This is a genomic window from Geomicrobium sp. JCM 19037 (genome assembly GCF_000698105.1).
Classification (GTDB): Bacteria; Bacillota; Bacilli; order Bacillales; family Marinococcaceae; genus Geomicrobium_A.
The window spans coordinates 63,628-80,175 of sequence record NZ_BAWZ01000017.1 but is presented as its reverse complement, the minus strand read 5'-3'; the positions used below and the strand labels follow the sequence as shown (position 1 = coordinate 80,175).

Below are 16,548 nucleotides of genomic sequence, written 5' to 3'. Positions count from 1 at the left end.
GCCTTTTTCCTGAAGATAGCGCTTAAGGGTCTTGGCTTTTCGATTCGGCAGAATATCCAGAGGCACACCGGTCTCTCCATTGGCAATCAGACTTGAAAACGTTCGCCATTCGTGTCACCTTTGTACTCATCAATGGCGATCACTTCTGGCAACGCCACCACTTCTTCCAGCATCCGTGGAGCGAGCTGACCAAAACGTCGCATTGCCGTTGTTGGAGAGGTGAACAGCTGTTTTGCGGTGTCTTTAAAGTTCTTGCCTTGTATGACGCGCAGCCCCAAAGCTTGGATGTACTCCACGCTGTGGCGCTGATCGTGCTCCACCACTGGGCACGCTTCCGGAATCCGCTTGCCACAGGTACACACATACCGCCATTTCCGGTACCACAGTAAGGTATTGCGCTCAAAAAGTTTCAAATGTTGGATTTTCTGCAGTCGGTAAACATGAACTTTGTTCGTCTTCTCCCCGCACGCTGGGTAACGATGTTTCTTGCGTTCCATTTCCACGTGCAAGTGCACGTGTCTTCGATAATTTGAGCGTCGGTGACCGTCATCGTTTCCAGTCCCGGGCATGATGTGATAAAATGCATGGATACGCAGCTCCTTGTCTATAACTTGTTTCCGCAAATTCAAGTATAGAGGACAAAGGAGCCTGCGTATTTTATTTTGCCTCGGTTGTTTTTCCACCCCAACATTTAGTGTAGAGCCGATTTTTAAGATCAAAAAAGACCTGAAGTAAACCCTTCAGTCTTGATAGCGTAAAGCACTCGATTATAGTGCTTCTTTATAACGACGCGCAACTTCTGGCCAATTAACGACGTTCCAGAATGCCGCAACATAATCTGGACGGCGGTTTTGGTATTTCAAGTAATACGCATGCTCCCAAACGTCAATACCAAGAACAGGAATCTTTCCTTCTGTAAGTGGAGAGTCTTGGTTAAGCGTGTTTTGAATTTCTAGGTTACCGTTATTTACAACGAGCCAAGCCCAGCCTGCACCGAAGCGACCTAGCGCAGTATTCGTAAATTCTTCTTGGAATGCATCAAACGTTCCCCATTTGTTTTCAATAGCAGATAGAAGTTCACCCGCTGGCTTTCCGCCACCTTCTGGGCTTAAAATTGTCCAGAAGAGCGTGTGGTTCGCATGACCGCCACCGTTATTACGGACAGCTGTACGAATATCTTCTGGAACTTTTTCTAAGTTCGTTACAAGATCTTCAACCGTTTGGCTCGCAAGTTGCTCGTGGCCTTTAAGAGCATCGTTAAGCTTCGTCACATACGTATTGTGATGCTTCCCGTGGTGAATGTTCATCGTCGTCTCATCGATGTGGGGCTCCAATGCATTCGCCGCATACGGAAGATCAGGAAGTTGATAGTTTGTCATAATAAAACGCCTCCTAGGTTGATTTCTCGTTTTGTTAAAAGCCGCTGACATCCATGCTGCCAACTTGCTTCATTTTTACAGTAGCAAAGCAGACTTTATTTAGCAAGGGAATAGGCTTTGCCTATACTCATCCGTACCCTGCTTTTCACAACAGTAAACATTTGAAATGAAAAAAACTCGCATTTTAGCGAGGGGATTCATTGAATGAATGGTGGACCCTGTAGGACTCGAACCTACGACCGGACGGTTATGAGCCGTCTGCTCTAACCAACTGAGCTAAGGGTCCTCAGTCAATGGGGCGGCTGATGAGAATCGAACTCACGAATGCCGGAACCACAATCCGGTGCGTTAACCACTTCGCCACAGCCGCCATAAGAACTATTATGTAATTGGTAGCGGCGGAGGGGATCGAACCCCCGACCTCACGGGTATGAACCGTACGCTCTAGCCAGCTGAGCTACACCGCCATTGTTAAGGACATTTGATAATATATCATAGAAACTAAATGTCTGCAATAGTTTTCATTGGAAAACTACCAAATCCAGCCAACGGCAACGAGTGCAACACCGATAAAGATGAGCACAAACTTCCCGAGCACACCCGCGATGAATCCGAGAAGAGAGCCGAGGCCGACTTTTGAAAGTTTCTTTAAACTAGAGCCTCCAGCTATAAGTTCACCGAGTACCGCTCCAACAAATGCGCCAATCAATAAGTTAAAAAGAGGGAGAGGAATGATAAACGGACCAACGATTAACCCGATCATACTCCCCCAAACCGCTGCTTTTGATCCACCAATCTTTGTCACCCCAAAATAACTCGTCAAAAAATCAATGACGAACATGAACACGACGAGAATGCCTTGGGCAACCCAATAAAAGGTGTTAAACGTGTCAAACCCTGTGTAAAGAGCAAGAAAAATGAGCGACAAGATATACGCTGGGGCGCTTGGGATAATTGGATAGACGACTCCTATTATCGCCAATGCAAACATAATAACCGCAAGCGCAATCCATAAAATATCCATGCCACTCACTCCTCTAAGATTATTTTTCGTTTAAAACGGCTTCTGCGATATTTACGGAATGGTCGCCGATACGTTCTAAGTTACTCACAATATCGACAAACACAATTCCTGCTGATCCTGAACAACGACCTTCATTCATTCGTAAAATGTGTTTCTTTCTCATCTTACGTTCCATCTTATCGATTTCATCTTCTTGCTTTTCAGTCGCTTTCGCAGCATCAATATCATGATGTTCCATAGCATAAATCGCATCTTGCAACGTTCGTCTCGTTAAATCAAACATTTCATCCAGATCGTGTTTCGCTTCATCAGATAATGATACTTTATTTTTAATCTGATAATCAACCAATTCCATAATGTTTTCCATATGGTCACCGATGCGCTCAATATCTCGAACCGTATCCAGAAGCATCGTATGCGTAAAGGAGTCTTCCGTAGATAATGAACGATTGGAAATCTGCATGAGGTACTCTGTAATCGTCTTGTCTAGATTGTTAATTGCTTCTTCATAACGTATCGTTCGCTCCGCATTTTTGCGATTGTTCGTATGCAAATACTCGAATACTTCATCCAAACCTGATTCAGCAAAGTTCGCCATTCGCAACGTTTCTTCTCTCGCTTGACCAAGCGCAATCGATGGTGCTCGTTGGATAAAGGTCGGGTCAAGATGCTTCGCTTTATATTCAATCTCTTCATTCTTGCCTGGAATGAGCTTCGTAACAACGGTGGCTAGCAACCCAATAAATGCGACTTGCATAAGCAAATTTGTCACGTTATACGTTCCATGAGCAAAAGCAATCGTCATTGGCGCAGATAAGTCCAACGTCGCTTCAAACCATTCAATCAATGCCGTAAATGGTTGTAGCAATATGAGAACAACCGTTGCACCAATTAAGTTAAAGATCACATGGCTGAGCGCTGTTCGCTTCGCCGCCACGCTTGCGCCGATTGATGCGATAACAGCTGTAATCGTCGTTCCAATGTTATCGCCGAATAATACTGGCAATGCCGCATTTAGCTCATTGCCCCTGAATCATAAAAGCTTTGCAGCAAACCGATCGCCGCTGTTGAGCTTTGGATGATGGCTGTAAACACCGTTCCGACAATAACCCCAAGAATTGGATTATCACTCATGCTTAGCGTAAGCTCAGCAAAAAACGCATTATCTTTCAATGCTCAACGCCATCCCCCATTAACTCCAAACCGAGGAAAAGAGCACCAAAACCGAAGACAACTTGTCCGATGTTATTGAGCTTTTTGCTCTTAAAGAAAAAGATAAAGAATGTTCCTATGAACATAATAGGCAATGCGTAATCTGTAATATTAATACCGATAATAAAAGCGGTTGTCGTCGTTCCTACATTCGCTCCCATAATGACACCGATCGCTTGTGTTAACGTCATAAAACCCGCATTAACAAGTCCGACGGTCAGGACGATCGTTGCTGTACTTGATTGAAGCAACACGGTTACGACAATACCGACAAGTACTCCTTTAAATGGATTTGAAGTAAAGCGATCAAGCAAGTCTCGCAACCGATCCCCTGCGATCTTTGTAAGACCATCGCTCATAAACTTCATACCAAACAAGAAAATTCCTATACCTCCGAGAAATAGAAACAGGAGATCTCTGACTTCCAAACCCCTCATCCCTTCAATTGCTGTTTTCGTTCCCATACAAGATCATACTTGTTAATTATTAAAGGAACATCAAATGTTTGTAAAGATTATGTAAAGATTTTTTGAGATAATTTTTTCATTGCAAACGTTAGGTTCTCCAGTCACTCGGTTCCTATCCAGTTGTACGCAAACGAAAAAGGCGAATGGATTATTCATCATTCGCCTTTTTCGTTTCTTTTACTTCTTCGACAAGAATTCGTGTGCCGTCGACGGACTTCACACGCACATGTGTACCAGCCTTAATCCAGCCTGCACCTGTTGTTGCAGAGTATGGTTTCCCGTCAATTTCAATTGTTCCAGTTGGTCTAAAATCAGTGATTGCATCGCCATGTTCACCAACCAAGTCACGATAGCTATCGTTCATCGAGTTGTATCCTTCTTCACTGGAAAGCGTATCTTTAAGCGTCATTTTTGTCCATAGATCTCTTCTAGGAAATACTTTCATAAACAAAAATGAAGCGGCTCCACCAGCGAGTACAGCAATTCCGACAAGAATGGCGTACACGAGGTCAGGTGCTGGAATCGCAAGACCAACAATCATAAGAATGACACCGAGTGCAGATACAAGGCCATCACCAAACACTTTTCCATCAATGAGAATTAGTGTTAAACCTAAGGCATACGTTACAACGACCCAAATGTTCGTAACACTATCTAGGTGATGAGTAAAGTACAACGTAATAAGCACAACCCCGACAATTCCAAAGATTCCTCGTGATTTGACCAACAACTCGCCAATTAATAACATGGTTGCAAGAAGCACCACAATGAAACCAATCATACTAATATCTAACCAGGCCATAGCTGTACATCCCTCCTGTTCGTAAAGCGTCTACTTCTACTACGTACAGATGCTTGAGCGGTTTCGCATCTGCCCCTAGTATAACAGATTTCCATAAAGAATGAACGTTTAAACGAAGATGAGGAATTGTGAACATTCATTAGACATAAATAGGCGAAGCCCACCGTTTAAAAGCTACGGTACGCCCCGCCTATTCGTGTTGCACGAACCATTATGATCCCGACTCTGATTCTCCTCCACCGAACCATCCAGCGACGGTGTCGATAAGTTCACTAAAGAAATCCATAACCGATTGTAAAAAGTTTTGCGTTTCTTCTTGTTCTAGCCAATCGCCAATATTGTCACGAATTTGATTGACTTGATCCCCAAGTTGATTCCAATCAATATCTAAGTCTTGCATTCTTAAAAATAAAGACACGAGACCGTCAAGCTCTTCTTCGGTTAATTCAATCCCTAAGTCTGATGCGATTCTCTGAATGAGTGCACGCAAATCGTCTTCATTCTCGACATTCTCTTCCGCAATCGTTTCTTTTATTTGTGTCACAAGCTCGGTTGCTTCCTCAATGCCAATTCGGTCCCCGAGATTGCCGGTTTCGACCATTTCTTGATTCGCTACTTGCATTCTTTCTTCGGATAGACCTTCTGCTTCTGCATCATACGCTTTTAGTATACCCGTCAACGCACCCGTTCCTGAAATAGGTGAAGGCGCAGTCACATAAATATCAGCGTCTTCCACACCTGCAGTGACGAGGGCATTCGCATACATCCCTTCAGCCACCCACGTAATATTATTCGATTCTACATCAACACCAGAGCCCGGTTCACCAATCGTAATCTTTGCCGATGACAAGGCGTTGCTTCCAATTTGTCCCGCTGGAATATAGTCGCCTAGATATTCATGCTCTTCGGCGTTAGAGACTTCTATAATATTCGCACTTTCATCGGTGCCCATCTCTGAAAGAAGACTCTCTCTCTGTGCGGGACTCAAATCTTCCCCTAACGTGACGATGACGTCTCCAGGACCTGCATCCGCATTCGCTGTTAGCGGTGCAAATAGACCCGCACTAACGAGCATCACCGCTAATCCAAATCGATTGGTTTTTCTCATGAAGAAAACTCCCCCTTCTCTCTCCTGAAAAACTTTATCTTGATTGTTACCACAAACGTTGTGAAAATTAAAGAAAATCTACGCTTTTTGTTAATTTCCCAGCATTTTTTCACAGGACATGCATAAACTTATGTAATAACAGTCGTTTTTAGAATCGGGAGGTTACAACGGAATGAAAAAGTGGATATGGATCCTTGCGATCTTAGCGATTATTGTTGCTGTGTATTATGACCTCTCAAGGGGAAGTTTACCGGTTGTCGGTTCTGAGGAAACAACCGTTCAAGAACAAGTGGATGACGAGGAAGCCGAAGATCTTGATGAAGACGTCTTTTATGATGATACTGTCGCAATCGAAGTGGAGCCTGGACAATCGCTACTTACCATCATTGAACAGTTGCACGAAGATGGATACGATGAACATGTTGACCATGTAAAGTCTGATTTTGAGTACTTAAATGATGGCATCCTTTCTGATGAAATTCGGGCTGGAGATGTGTACACATTTCCAATCTATGAAACTAATATGTACGTATTGTTAAGACTGGTCGACTTTCCTTGCCAATGTGAACTCCCCATTGCTACAATGGAACAAGTGAGAAGTTCATTTGCTTCTAGCGTATGAGCTTCCTTTTTGTGAGTATGATGATGGATGCACTCAGCACCCGTCAAGAAATGCGTCTAAAGGGGCGAATAGATTATGAGTAAACTAACCCATCGAACGAATACGAGAAAAGTTAAAGTAGGCAACCTTGTGATCGGTGGTAATGATGAAGTCGTTATCCAAAGCATGACTACAACGAAAACGCACGATGTGGAGGCAACGGTTGCAGAAATTCACCGTCTTGAAGAAGCGGGCTGCCAAGTCGTTCGCGTCGCTTGTCCGGACCAAAGAGCTGCCGATGCATTGGCAGAAATTAAATCCAGAATAAACATTCCACTCGTTGTTGATATTCACTTTGATTATCGTCTCGCACTAAAAGCCATTGAAGCTGGTGCAGATAAGATCCGGATTAACCCAGGGAACATCGGAAAACGGGATAAAGTTGAACTTGTCGTCAAAGCAGCTAAAGAAAAAAACATTCCAATTCGTATCGGTGTAAATGCAGGATCATTGGAACGTCATCTATTAGAAAAATACGGGTATCCAACCGCTGATGCGATGGTCGAAAGTGCCCTTCACCACATTTCAATTCTCGAAGAGCTCGATTTTCATGACATCATCGTGTCAATGAAAGCATCCAATGTTGACCTAGCGATCGAAGCATACGAGAAAGCAGCGCAAGCATTTGACTACCGTTGCACCTCGGCATTACTGAATCAGGGACACTTTTTGCCGGCACAATTAAAAGTGCGGCAGGCCTTGGAACTATTTTAAACATGGGCATCGGAAATACGGTTCGAATTTCATTAAGTGCAGACCCTGTTGAAGAAGTAAAAGTCGCTCGAGAGCTACTCAAGTCATTTGGTTTAGCATCAAACGCGGCAACACTCATTTCTTGCCCGACTTGCGGAAGAATTGAGATTGACCTCATTAGTATCGCCAATGAAGTTGAAGATATATCTCCACCATTAAAGCGCCGATTAAAGTTGCTGTTCTCGGTTGCGCCGTTAATGGTCCAGGAGAAGCACGTGAAGCAGATATCGGCATTGCTGGTGCGAAAGGCGAAGGGTTACTCTTTAGACACGGAGAAATTATCCGCAAAGTACCTGAAGAGATCATGGTTGATGAACTGAAAAAAGAAGTCGACAAACTTGCCGAAGAGCATTACGAAAAACAAAAACAAGAAGCTGCATCTACAACGTAATAATCGTAAAACAAAACCCTCCCATTTCGGGAGGGTTTTGTTTTACATCATCGGTGCGAATAAGAAAGTCATTAGAATTGAGAGTGCACCAATCCCAATTGCCGACCAGCCGAGTCCGACAGCGCCTTTTTGGCGTGCAAAGAAGCCTGTTACAACCCCTGCTGCACCCAGAATGACGGGAAGAAAAAAGAGCGATACAATCGACATAATAATCGCTGCTGTACCAAGACCTGCTCCTAAAGAGCTATCACTCGTTTCCTCATCACTGTGTCGTAATCAGCTTCATAATCACCTGGACCGCTCCGGTCCATACGGTAATCGAGATCAGGCGAGCTGACTTCCGCGGAGGTTTCTTCCATATATCCTTGGTTGTAGTTATCGATGAGTGGATCAGTCATTTCACGTCTTTCTTCAAGACGTCGACTGTGTTTTTCATCATCTGCCACCTACATTCCCTCCTTACCCGGCGTGAGCGGGCATTTCTATTATGTGCACTCACGCTAAAGCTATCCCGTTAAATGATGGAAAAAGTGTTTTATGCCTCCCTCCTATTCATGTGAATTTTCCTTACATGGTTCACGTGCCGATGTACACTTTGTATGTGCTTCAAATAAAAGATGCAACATTATGTCCAAATAATAATTACTGAATATTTGCTATAGTTATAGTCAATCATTCATTTCGAAAGGAAAGGACGGCGCTTTTATGAAAATGCCTCGGCAACGGTTTTGGTTATTTTTTGTTGTAATTGTTGGACTTGCCATGCTGCAAAGCCCGCTACTTCTCTTAGTAAATCGAGTAGAACCGATGATTTTCGGAATCCCGTTTCTCATCTTTTGGATTTTTTCCTGGTGGGCATTTTTAACAATCTTTTTATTTATTGCTTATAAATTAAATTGGGGATACAAACGAACGGCATCTAACGAATAATAATGAGGTGAACGTATGATTGCTGGTGTTGTTATCATTGTTCTTTTTATGGTCATTCCTTTAATTGTTGGTGTGATTGCCGCAACACGAGCGCAATCATCTAGCAACGATTATTTTATTCAAGGTAGAGGGATGGGGTCGGTCGCAACATTCTTCACCGTATCTGCAACTTGGTGGAGTGCATTCGCTTTCCTCGGTTCGAACGCTTCTTTTTATACCGAAGGACCTGTATATTTAACAGCTGTTGCTTGGAATATATTGTTTGGCGTTCTTTATTTTGTCGTCGGTAAACGAATCTGGTACTTAGGAAAACGGTTTGATTATGTGACTCCTTCAGATTTGCTTGGCGATTTCTTTCAGAGTGAAAAGGTTCGTTTAATCGTCGGCGCGATCGTCGTCATATTTACGATTCCTTACTTACAAATTCAATTAACGGGTGGCGCCTACTTGATAGAAGTTGCTTCAGGTGGACTCATCCCCTTCTGGATGGCTGCTTTAATGTTTTATGTTGTTATTCTTATCTACGTATGGGTGGGCGGTATTCGAGCCATCGCTTGGACCGATATTATTTACGGCGGTATTTTGTTATTTGGTTTGTTGTATGCTGGCGTTTATCTGTCGCAAATTGTTGGTGGACCGATCGCCATGTTTGAACAAATGCAACAGTTTCATCCTGAGCATATGGTTCTTCCTGGACCCGACGGCGATGCCGGATATGGGATGTGGGTAAGCTTGTGCTTTATCACCGCAATCGGTGCGCTTATGGGCCCGCAACTTTGGTTACGAATGTATTCGGTGAAAGATGGACGAATCTTCAATCTCATGCCATTTCTTTTATCAATTATTGCGTTTTGTTACGTAGCTCCCTTCTCGTTAGCTGGACGGCTGTACTTGAAATGCCTGGTGTAGAAAATGCTGATCAAATCTTACCCCTTATGCTGATGGAGTATGCACCGTTTATTATTGCAGCCCTTGTTTTAGCTGCCGGGGCTTCAGCTGCGATGAGTACAGCGAACAGTCAAATTCACGCAGTATCTACAGTTATGACGAAGGATTTTTATCAGCGTTACAAAAACCCGAACGCATCTCAGAAGCAGTTAATCCAAGTCGGTCGTTACTTTTTAGTTATATTCTCGGCGATCGCTTACGTCCTCGCTTTAACCGCACCTGGCTTGCTTGTAACTGTTGGACTCGTTGCTTTTGGAGGTACGGCGCAATTAATCGTTCCAACAATCGGTGCCCTATTCTGGCAACGTTCCAATGCTAAAGGCGCAATCGCTGGTTTAGTTGGCGGTATCTTTATTACTGTGCTACTTCAATTCACGCCTATGCTGTTACCTTTTGGGTTTAGCGCCGCCATGTATGGTCTTTTGGTAAATACGGTGTTATTCATTGGTGTTAGTCTTCTAACCGAACCTCGTCCAATCGAAGCGGTAGAACGCTTTAAAAATGCATTGTCTGACTTTAAAGACGAAGAGCAAGGCAACACTCCGTCATCACCTCATTCAAAAAGCGCGTAATGCTTAAGGAGGCACGAACAATGACTCATGAAGCAATTTTGTTAACACAAAAACTCGTACAAATTCCGTCTGAAAACCCTGTCGGCTCTGAAAAAGACTGTGCAACGTACGTCGAACGTTGGCTACGTGAAATCGAAGATATTGATGTTTCTGTCCAACGCGTCGAGGAAGGACGCACAAATGTCATTGCAAAGCGTACCGGATCGGACCCATCGTTACGGCCTCTCGTAATTTTAGCTCATATGGATACCGTACCGGTTGAAGGAAAATGGACGTTTGATCCTTTCGCTGGTGAGATTGCTAACGGGAAGTTGTACGGGCGCGGAGCATGTGACATGAAGAGTGGTCTCGCCGCTGCAATGACCGCTTTGAAACAGGGCACCAATCATGCGAACAGACGAGATCTATACGTGATTGCGACCGTCGATGAAGAAGGGCCGTTTATGAAGGGCGCTTGTGCACTCATTGATGAAGGCTTATTCCAGAAGATGCCGAGCTCATTGCTACAGAACCAACAAGCTTGCACTTATCTACTGTTCATAAAGGTACGATATGGTACGAAATAAACATCCTCGGAAAAAGTTCTCATTGCGGAAATGCTCAGTTAGGTATTGATGCCGCCCACGCCGCTGCAGAGACCATAGTTCGCCTAAAGAAGAATGTCGAGGCACTTTCTTATCATCATGATATTTTTGGTAAACCTTCATTATCGGTTGGCACGATTCACGGGGGTGACAAAACGAATATGGTTGCTGGCTCTGTTCGTCTTGAGCTTGATTTTCGCCTCGTGCCCCCTATGAGCGCAGAAGAAGCCGACAAACTCGTCCAACAATCTGTATCTGAGGGGTGCGAAGTTGTAGGCGCAGACTTTTCCGCTGAGCATTACGGGTATGCGCGCCCTCCGATCGAATCAAACAAAGAGGCAGAGGTTATTGAACGATTGCAAACGGCTTACGAACAAACGCTCGGCTCACAAATGAAAGAAGCGGGCTTCCCAGCGTATACAGATGTTTCGATGATTGGCCTGAAAACGGGTATGCGCGATTTAATTGTATTTGGGCCTGGTAATTTGGAGCAAGCGCACGCCATCGATGAATATGTTGAAGTGGAACAGATTGAGGCGTGCACCAAAGTGTTATCATCGTTAATGCAAGTTTAGTAACTTTGTCGAACAGCGTATGATTTAAATAATAAAACCGACCAGCAATTCCCGCTAGGTCGGTTTTATTATCGCTTGTCCACGTAAATTCGTTACCCACATGCCCCGCAATATCCAAAGATCTCAAACTTGTGACTCGTTACATTAAAATCATCAGTCGAGAGTTTCATTTGCTCCAATGGACACGCTTCAATATGCTTTGTCTTTCCACACGCTAAGCAGATCATATGGTGATGGTGTTCGCCCTCACAGCTAAGACGAAAGCGTTTCTCCCCTTCCCACTCACTCGCTTCTAGTATACCTAGTTGAGCAAACAAGGAAAGGTTTCGATAAACGGTGTCAAAGCTAAGTCCAGGATAACGTTCCTGCATATACCCGAGTACTCGTTTTGCTGGAATATAGCCATCTTTAGCATCAAAGAACTCTAAAATGTCTTTACGCTTGTCGGTATACTTGTACCCTGAAGATTTCAATGAGGAAATTGCAGTTGAGACGTTCATCATTTACCTCCATCGTTTATCATCTTCGTTACGTCTATTATATCAAAAACGTCGGATTTTGTTTTTTAGAAAGCTTATCACTAACAAAAGAATTGCTGCAACGACAATCACACCGCCGGGTGCTAAATCAAGGTGAAAGCCGAGGAAAATACCCGTAAGTACAGCAATTTGACCAAAAACGATACTGTAGAAAAACATTTGTTTAAAGCTTCTCGCCCACTGCATCGCAGCAGCAACAGGCAACGTCATTAATGCAGATACGAGTAAAATACCAACAATGCGCATCGCTGCCGCAATGACGAGCGCCACAAGAACAGCAAACAAAAGCTCCAACCATCGACCCCGAATACCTGAAATGGACGCCTGCTCTTCGTCAAAAGAGATAAAAAACCACTCTTTATAAAAGAGAATGAGCAACGTCACAACGATAATCGTAATAATGATGATCGTGTTCAAATCTGCCTGACCAACAGCGGCTACGCTTCCAAACAGATAAGCGTATAAATCAGTGTTAAACCCATCTGCAAGTGAAATAAAAATCACCGCAAGTCCAACACCGCCTGAAAGAATAATTGGAATCGCCATCTCTTTAAAATGGGTATATACCTTTCGAAGCTGTTCAATAATTAAAGCACCAATGACAGCGAAAACCATCCCCATAAAAATTGGATCATACGCGCTTAATACCGCAAACACATTGGCAAGCATCAAATGAAAGGCAATGCCTGTAAGGGTAATGTGTGAAAGCGCATCGGCAACGAGTGACATACGCTTAACGACGAGAAAAACACCGAGCATCGGCGCAATAAACCCAATTAATATCCCTGCAATTAAAGCATTTTGTAAAAAATCATATTGGAAAAAAACTTCGATCATTTCGCGATTTCCTCGTGTTCATGAATAATTTGTTGGACATCATAACCATATAAAGTGGATAAGTTTTTGTCTGCCTCAAAGTCATGGGCTGTTCCGTGAAAATGAATGGTTTTGTTCAAACAAGCCACATCCGTCACATATTTTGTCATCGTTCCGACATCATGACTTACTAATAAGAGCGTTAATCCTTTTTCTCGATTTAACTGACCGAGTAAATCATAAAATTTCCGTGCGGATACAGCATCAATACCTACAGTCGGTTCATCGAGAATGAGCAACTCCGGCTCACTCACAAGCGCCCTGGCAATAAGTACTCTTTGCTGCTGTCCACCAGAAAGTTTACCGATCGGTTGTTTAGCGAAATTCTCCATCCCTACAGTTTGCAAGGCATCGTACACTTTGTTTCGGTCTTTCTTTTTAATAAAACGAAACAAGCCAACTTGCCCGAACAATCCCATGGAGACAACTTCAAAAACAGTTGCTGGAAATCCTGCATTAAAGCGATTCGCCCGTTGCGAGACATATCCAATTCTCCCCCATTCGGAAAATCTGTTGATTTCACTTCCGAACATAGAGAGCGTTCCAGCTTGCGGTTTTGCGAGCCCCAGTATACACTTGATTAATGTAGATTTTCCGGAACCGTTCGGTCCAACTAGCCCAAGGAACGAGCCACGTTCAATCGAAAGGTTTAGATTTTCTAACACTGGGATGTCAGTATATTGATAAGTTAAGTTATTGACTTCAATAATGCTCGACATGAGCTTTTCCCCCAAACAATACGTTTCAAAACAGAATGATTACGATTTACATGAAACAGTATAGCGTAATTTTCGTTTCTTGTAAATGCGGCTTATGAACGGAGGGTAATTCATGAATGAAACAAAGCGAATGGCCGTCGTTGATGTAGGGTCTAATTCCATTCGCCTTGTCATCTATGCCATTGATGAGCAAAGAAGATACCGTTCACTGTACAACTTTAAGATCGCTGCCAGGCTAAGCGAATACTTAGACGAACACGATGTATTACGACCGGAAGGCATTCGCGTTCTCGATCAAGTATTTGTTCAATTTAATGCCGTTTTACGCGCCCACGAAGTGAGTGACGTAAAAGCAGTCGCAACAGCAGCCATCCGAAGAGCACAAAATCGCAGTGAAATATTAGAAAGCATCTATGAAAAGACAGCTATAAAAATCAATGTCATTACCGGTGAAGAAGAAGCATATTACGGATATTTAGCTACAGTAAACTCGATTCAATTAAAAGATGGGCTGATTTTTGATATGGGGGGCAGCAGTACTGAGGTTGCTTACTTTAAAGACCGTGAACTCGTCCACTCGCACAGCTTCTCGATTGGTGCACTCACACTTGCAAAACTTTGGAGTGACGATCCTGCATCCATCAAGCGTGTAAAAAAGCTTGCACACGATGCCTTTGCTTCCATCCCATGGTTACAAAACCTTAACGTTCCTCTTATTGGCATTGGCGGGAGCGTCAGACAAATCGCTGCGGTTCAACGCCGTCGCCACCAATACCCTGTGTCCGGTCTACATCAATATGAAATGAACGACACCCAGCTACTGGATACGTACCACTATTTAAAGAAAATCCCGCGTATTAAACGAGGAGAAGTTTCGGGGCTATCTGAAGATCGTGCGAGTTCAATCGTACCCGCTGGGTTGTTTATTTCTGAGCTCATGCATTACACAAAAGGAAAGCGTCTTATCATTAGCCGCAAAGGTCTTCGAGATGGGCTTCTTTATGATTCATTGCTGAGTGATCGACAAACCCGCCGCTTCGTGAACGTAAAGAAAGAGACGATCACTCAGTTAATGAGGGAGTTTAATCTCTCCACCGAATACGGCAAGGCCATTTATGCACTTTCACGTGAATTGTACAACTGCATTTATGCAAATGAACAAGAAGAAGATCAAGAAAACATGGAAGAGCTCCTCTACTTTAGCTCATTACTTCGACAGCTCGGCACATATATTGACGAAGAACATGCACACGCTCATACGCTAAACGTGTTAACGAATCGGTCATTGGATGGATTTTCCCACCAAGAGCGCATATCCATGGCTTTGCTCAGTTCATTCACGTCTGTTAAACGGTTGAGAAAAAGGGCGATCCAGTATAAACGCATCCTAAACGGGCGAACGGTTCGTAAGCTTGAAGTTATGGGTGCCATACTACGTATGGCTACATCGCTATATGTAACCGGCAGAGATGTCATTGAGAAAATAGAATTAAAAAATACCGGTCGAAGCCGGCATCCACAATTCATTTTCCACGTAAAAAAAGGAGAACCTTATTACTTTGAACAACAGCATACGACGTTATCTCTAAAGCAACTCGAGCGAGCTACAAAGACGAAGTATCGCATGCTGTTCGTTGAACATCAGCCTACTGAAGAATCCTCATGAAACGGGAGCGAAAGGGTTACGATCGTACCTGCCCCCACTTCACTATCAATCCGGAACGTTCCTCCATGATCTTCGATTAATTTTTTGGAAAGAGAAATACCGATTCCGGTCCCTTTCTCTTTCGTTGTTGTAACGGCTCTCCGAGTTTGTTAAGAATCTCAGGTGGAATTCCTTGCCCATTATCTCCAACCGTCACTACATAACTGCTGTCTTTCATCTCCGTTTTTAACGTAAACAACTTGTTCGTCGTATCTTCTTTATACGCTTCAACTGAATTCCGCAACAAGTTCAATCTGACTTGTTTAATCATCGTTTCATTCATAAAAATCTTCCGCTCTGTATCAACGAGCTCTGATGAGAATTGAACGTCATGGAGCAAGCACTCTGATCGAATAATGTCTTCAACAGAACGAATGACCCCCATCGGATTTTGTAACCTTCGCTCAAATTTCTTTCTAGACATAGATAAAAAGTTCTCAATAATGACATTCATTCTGTCTACTTCTGAAAAGATCGTATGGCTATACTTGTGAAAACTATCCGTCAGTTCCGACAATTGAAGAAACCCTCGAATAACAGACAATGGGTTTCTCAACTCGTGGGCTACTCCAGCTGCCAAATGCGAAACGGATTCCATCTGTTGACGGTAAGCGAGCAAGTTTTCATATTTCAGTTCTGCACTTTCATCAAAAATAAACCCGACAATCTCGTCGTCTGCCGGTAAGTACGTGGCATACGCAGCGATTCGGACTTCATTGCCAGCGTCAAAGCGTTTAACACTGAGCTGCTTTGTCGAAATGGCATTCATTACACACTCGTAAATCGTCCTGCCATAATCTGACTCAAATTGCAGGGACGAGAGCTTTAATTCCGGCAATAAAAAAGTGTTTCTCATAAATACTAACTTTTCAAATCGACGATTCATTCAACAATTGTAAGCTTTTCATTGACACGAACATACCCACAAGGAAGGGATTTCATCATGCGACCTGTCGCTTCACGGTTTTTTCCATCAGTGGCAGACTGAACTTGACCAATTAAATAGAAAGCATCTTCTTGAAAAGCTCCGCGATAAAACACACGGATTTCTTTTCCAGCGAGAAAATGAGTGAGGACAACCTCTTCGGAATCTTTCGTTTCGTACATTTTCTTGAAAAAGTCCATCGCCTTACGCCATTCATACCCTAAAAAAGTAGCGAAAAATCGTTGGGTTTGATCCATCACTTCTTTGGCATGTTCATTCTTGTACTGTACGGTACCGTCCTGCTGGATCATTAACCGGATTTCCTTACTTAACTGTTCGAATACACGTTGTTCATCATAAGCATCTTCACCTGTGCGA

At 43.4% G+C, this 16,548-nt stretch carries 17 protein-coding genes, 3 tRNA genes and 4 pseudogenes; 8 read left to right on the top strand and 16 right to left on the bottom strand.

What is annotated here, in order from left to right; genetic code table 11:
- The 9 genes and pseudogenes from JCM19037_RS11415 to JCM19037_RS11375 all read right to left on the bottom strand — a co-directional run.
- Positions 1-512, bottom strand: a pseudogene (locus tag JCM19037_RS11415) (transposase family protein); the annotation flags it as partial.
- Between the two features lie 255 nt (positions 513-767).
- The gene (locus JCM19037_RS11410) at positions 768-1,379 is read right to left on the bottom strand and encodes a superoxide dismutase (RefSeq protein WP_042401152.1); all 612 of its coding nucleotides are present in this window, start codon (positions 1,377-1,379) and stop codon (positions 768-770) included.
- Positions 1,380-1,588: 209 nt separating this feature from the next.
- Positions 1,589-1,665 (bottom strand) — tRNA-Ile (locus JCM19037_RS11405).
- An 8-nt stretch (positions 1,666-1,673) separates the two neighbouring features.
- A tRNA-His gene (locus JCM19037_RS11400) sits at positions 1,674-1,749 on the bottom strand.
- A gap of 20 nt (positions 1,750-1,769) precedes the next feature.
- Positions 1,770-1,846 (bottom strand) — tRNA-Met (locus JCM19037_RS11395).
- 65 nt (positions 1,847-1,911) lie between these two features.
- Positions 1,912-2,403 (bottom strand): DUF456 domain-containing protein, encoded by a 492-nt coding sequence (locus tag JCM19037_RS11390; RefSeq protein WP_042401149.1) that lies wholly within the window; start codon positions 2,401-2,403, stop codon positions 1,912-1,914.
- 19 nt (positions 2,404-2,422) lie between these two features.
- Positions 2,423-4,052, bottom strand: a pseudogene (locus tag JCM19037_RS11385) (Na/Pi cotransporter family protein).
- Positions 4,053-4,230: 178 nt separating this feature from the next.
- A complete protein-coding gene (locus JCM19037_RS11380) occupies positions 4,231-4,884 on the bottom strand; it encodes an NfeD family protein (protein ID WP_042401145.1) in 654 nt (217 codons plus the stop codon).
- Positions 4,885-5,095: 211 nt separating this feature from the next.
- Positions 5,096-5,992 (bottom strand): DUF1002 domain-containing protein, encoded by an 897-nt coding sequence (locus JCM19037_RS11375; protein ID WP_042401142.1) that lies wholly within the window; start codon positions 5,990-5,992, stop codon positions 5,096-5,098.
- A gap of 172 nt (positions 5,993-6,164) precedes the next feature.
- On the opposite strand from JCM19037_RS11375, the gene JCM19037_RS11370 reads away from it, so the two are divergent.
- Both JCM19037_RS11370 and ispG read left to right on the top strand, forming a co-directional pair.
- Complete coding sequence (locus JCM19037_RS11370; RefSeq protein ID WP_052363819.1) at positions 6,165-6,614, top strand: hypothetical protein; 450 nt, start codon at positions 6,165-6,167, stop codon at positions 6,612-6,614.
- A 156-nt stretch (positions 6,615-6,770) separates the two neighbouring features.
- Positions 6,771-7,797: pseudogene (gene ispG, locus JCM19037_RS11365) on the top strand (flavodoxin-dependent (E)-4-hydroxy-3-methylbut-2-enyl-diphosphate synthase).
- A gap of 42 nt (positions 7,798-7,839) precedes the next feature.
- On the opposite strand, the gene JCM19037_RS27235 reads toward ispG, so the two are convergent.
- Positions 7,840-8,004, bottom strand: coding sequence for a hypothetical protein (locus JCM19037_RS27235; protein WP_238544676.1), 165 nt, complete (start codon positions 8,002-8,004; stop codon positions 7,840-7,842).
- A gap of 29 nt (positions 8,005-8,033) precedes the next feature.
- Complete coding sequence (locus JCM19037_RS27230) at positions 8,034-8,243, bottom strand: hypothetical protein (protein WP_052363818.1); 210 nt, start codon at positions 8,241-8,243, stop codon at positions 8,034-8,036.
- Between the two features lie 259 nt (positions 8,244-8,502).
- Here JCM19037_RS27230 and JCM19037_RS11355 point away from each other — a divergent pair, with 259 nt between their 5' ends.
- From JCM19037_RS11355 to JCM19037_RS11340, 5 genes are read left to right on the top strand one after another with little or no spacing between them, the layout of a single operon-like run.
- The gene (locus JCM19037_RS11355; RefSeq protein ID WP_042401140.1) at positions 8,503-8,727 is read left to right on the top strand and encodes a DUF3311 domain-containing protein; all 225 of its coding nucleotides are present in this window, start codon (positions 8,503-8,505) and stop codon (positions 8,725-8,727) included.
- A gap of 15 nt (positions 8,728-8,742) precedes the next feature.
- On the top strand, positions 8,743-9,636 hold the full coding sequence (locus JCM19037_RS28510) for a sodium:solute symporter (protein ID WP_255357898.1): 894 nt from the start codon (positions 8,743-8,745) through the stop codon (positions 9,634-9,636).
- A complete protein-coding gene (locus JCM19037_RS28505; protein ID WP_255357897.1) occupies positions 9,624-10,247 on the top strand; it encodes a hypothetical protein in 624 nt (207 codons plus the stop codon). The genes JCM19037_RS28510 and JCM19037_RS28505 overlap by 13 nt, the downstream gene beginning before the upstream one ends.
- Before the next feature lie 20 nt (positions 10,248-10,267).
- Positions 10,268-10,813: a M20 family metallopeptidase gene (locus tag JCM19037_RS11345; protein WP_052363817.1), complete on the top strand. Its 546-nt coding sequence runs from the start codon at positions 10,268-10,270 to the stop codon at positions 10,811-10,813.
- Entirely contained in the window at positions 10,768-11,406 is a 639-nt protein-coding gene (locus tag JCM19037_RS11340; protein WP_042401138.1) for a M20 family metallopeptidase, read from the top strand. The genes JCM19037_RS11345 and JCM19037_RS11340 overlap by 46 nt, the downstream gene beginning before the upstream one ends.
- Before the next feature lie 92 nt (positions 11,407-11,498).
- On the opposite strand, the gene JCM19037_RS11335 is transcribed toward JCM19037_RS11340, so the two are convergent.
- From JCM19037_RS11335 to JCM19037_RS11325, 3 genes are read right to left on the bottom strand one after another with little or no spacing between them, the layout of a single operon-like run.
- Positions 11,499-11,906, bottom strand: a complete 408-nt coding sequence (locus tag JCM19037_RS11335; protein ID WP_042401136.1) for a Fur family transcriptional regulator — start codon at positions 11,904-11,906, stop codon at positions 11,499-11,501.
- A 42-nt stretch (positions 11,907-11,948) separates the two neighbouring features.
- Positions 11,949-12,782 carry a metal ABC transporter permease gene (locus JCM19037_RS11330; RefSeq protein ID WP_042401134.1) on the bottom strand — a complete coding sequence of 278 codons (834 nt, stop codon included), beginning with the start codon at positions 12,780-12,782 and terminating at the stop codon, positions 11,949-11,951.
- Positions 12,779-13,540, bottom strand: coding sequence for a metal ABC transporter ATP-binding protein (locus tag JCM19037_RS11325; RefSeq protein WP_042401130.1), 762 nt, complete (start codon positions 13,538-13,540; stop codon positions 12,779-12,781). Before JCM19037_RS11325 ends, JCM19037_RS11330 begins: the two co-directional genes overlap by 4 nt.
- A gap of 112 nt (positions 13,541-13,652) precedes the next feature.
- On the opposite strand from JCM19037_RS11325, the gene JCM19037_RS11320 reads away from it, so the two are divergent.
- A complete protein-coding gene (locus JCM19037_RS11320) occupies positions 13,653-15,206 on the top strand; it encodes a Ppx/GppA family phosphatase (protein ID WP_042401128.1) in 1,554 nt (517 codons plus the stop codon).
- Here the strand turns inward: JCM19037_RS11320 and JCM19037_RS11315 are convergent.
- Together JCM19037_RS11315 and JCM19037_RS11310 are read right to left on the bottom strand one after the other, a co-directional pair.
- Positions 15,182-15,843: pseudogene (locus JCM19037_RS11315) on the bottom strand (ATP-binding protein). The gene JCM19037_RS11320 and the pseudogene JCM19037_RS11315 sit on opposite strands and share 25 nt — an antisense overlap.
- A gap of 284 nt (positions 15,844-16,127) precedes the next feature.
- Entirely contained in the window at positions 16,128-16,481 is a 354-nt protein-coding gene (locus tag JCM19037_RS11310) for a hypothetical protein (RefSeq protein ID WP_042401125.1), read from the bottom strand.
- Positions 16,482-16,548 lie beyond the last annotated feature (67 nt).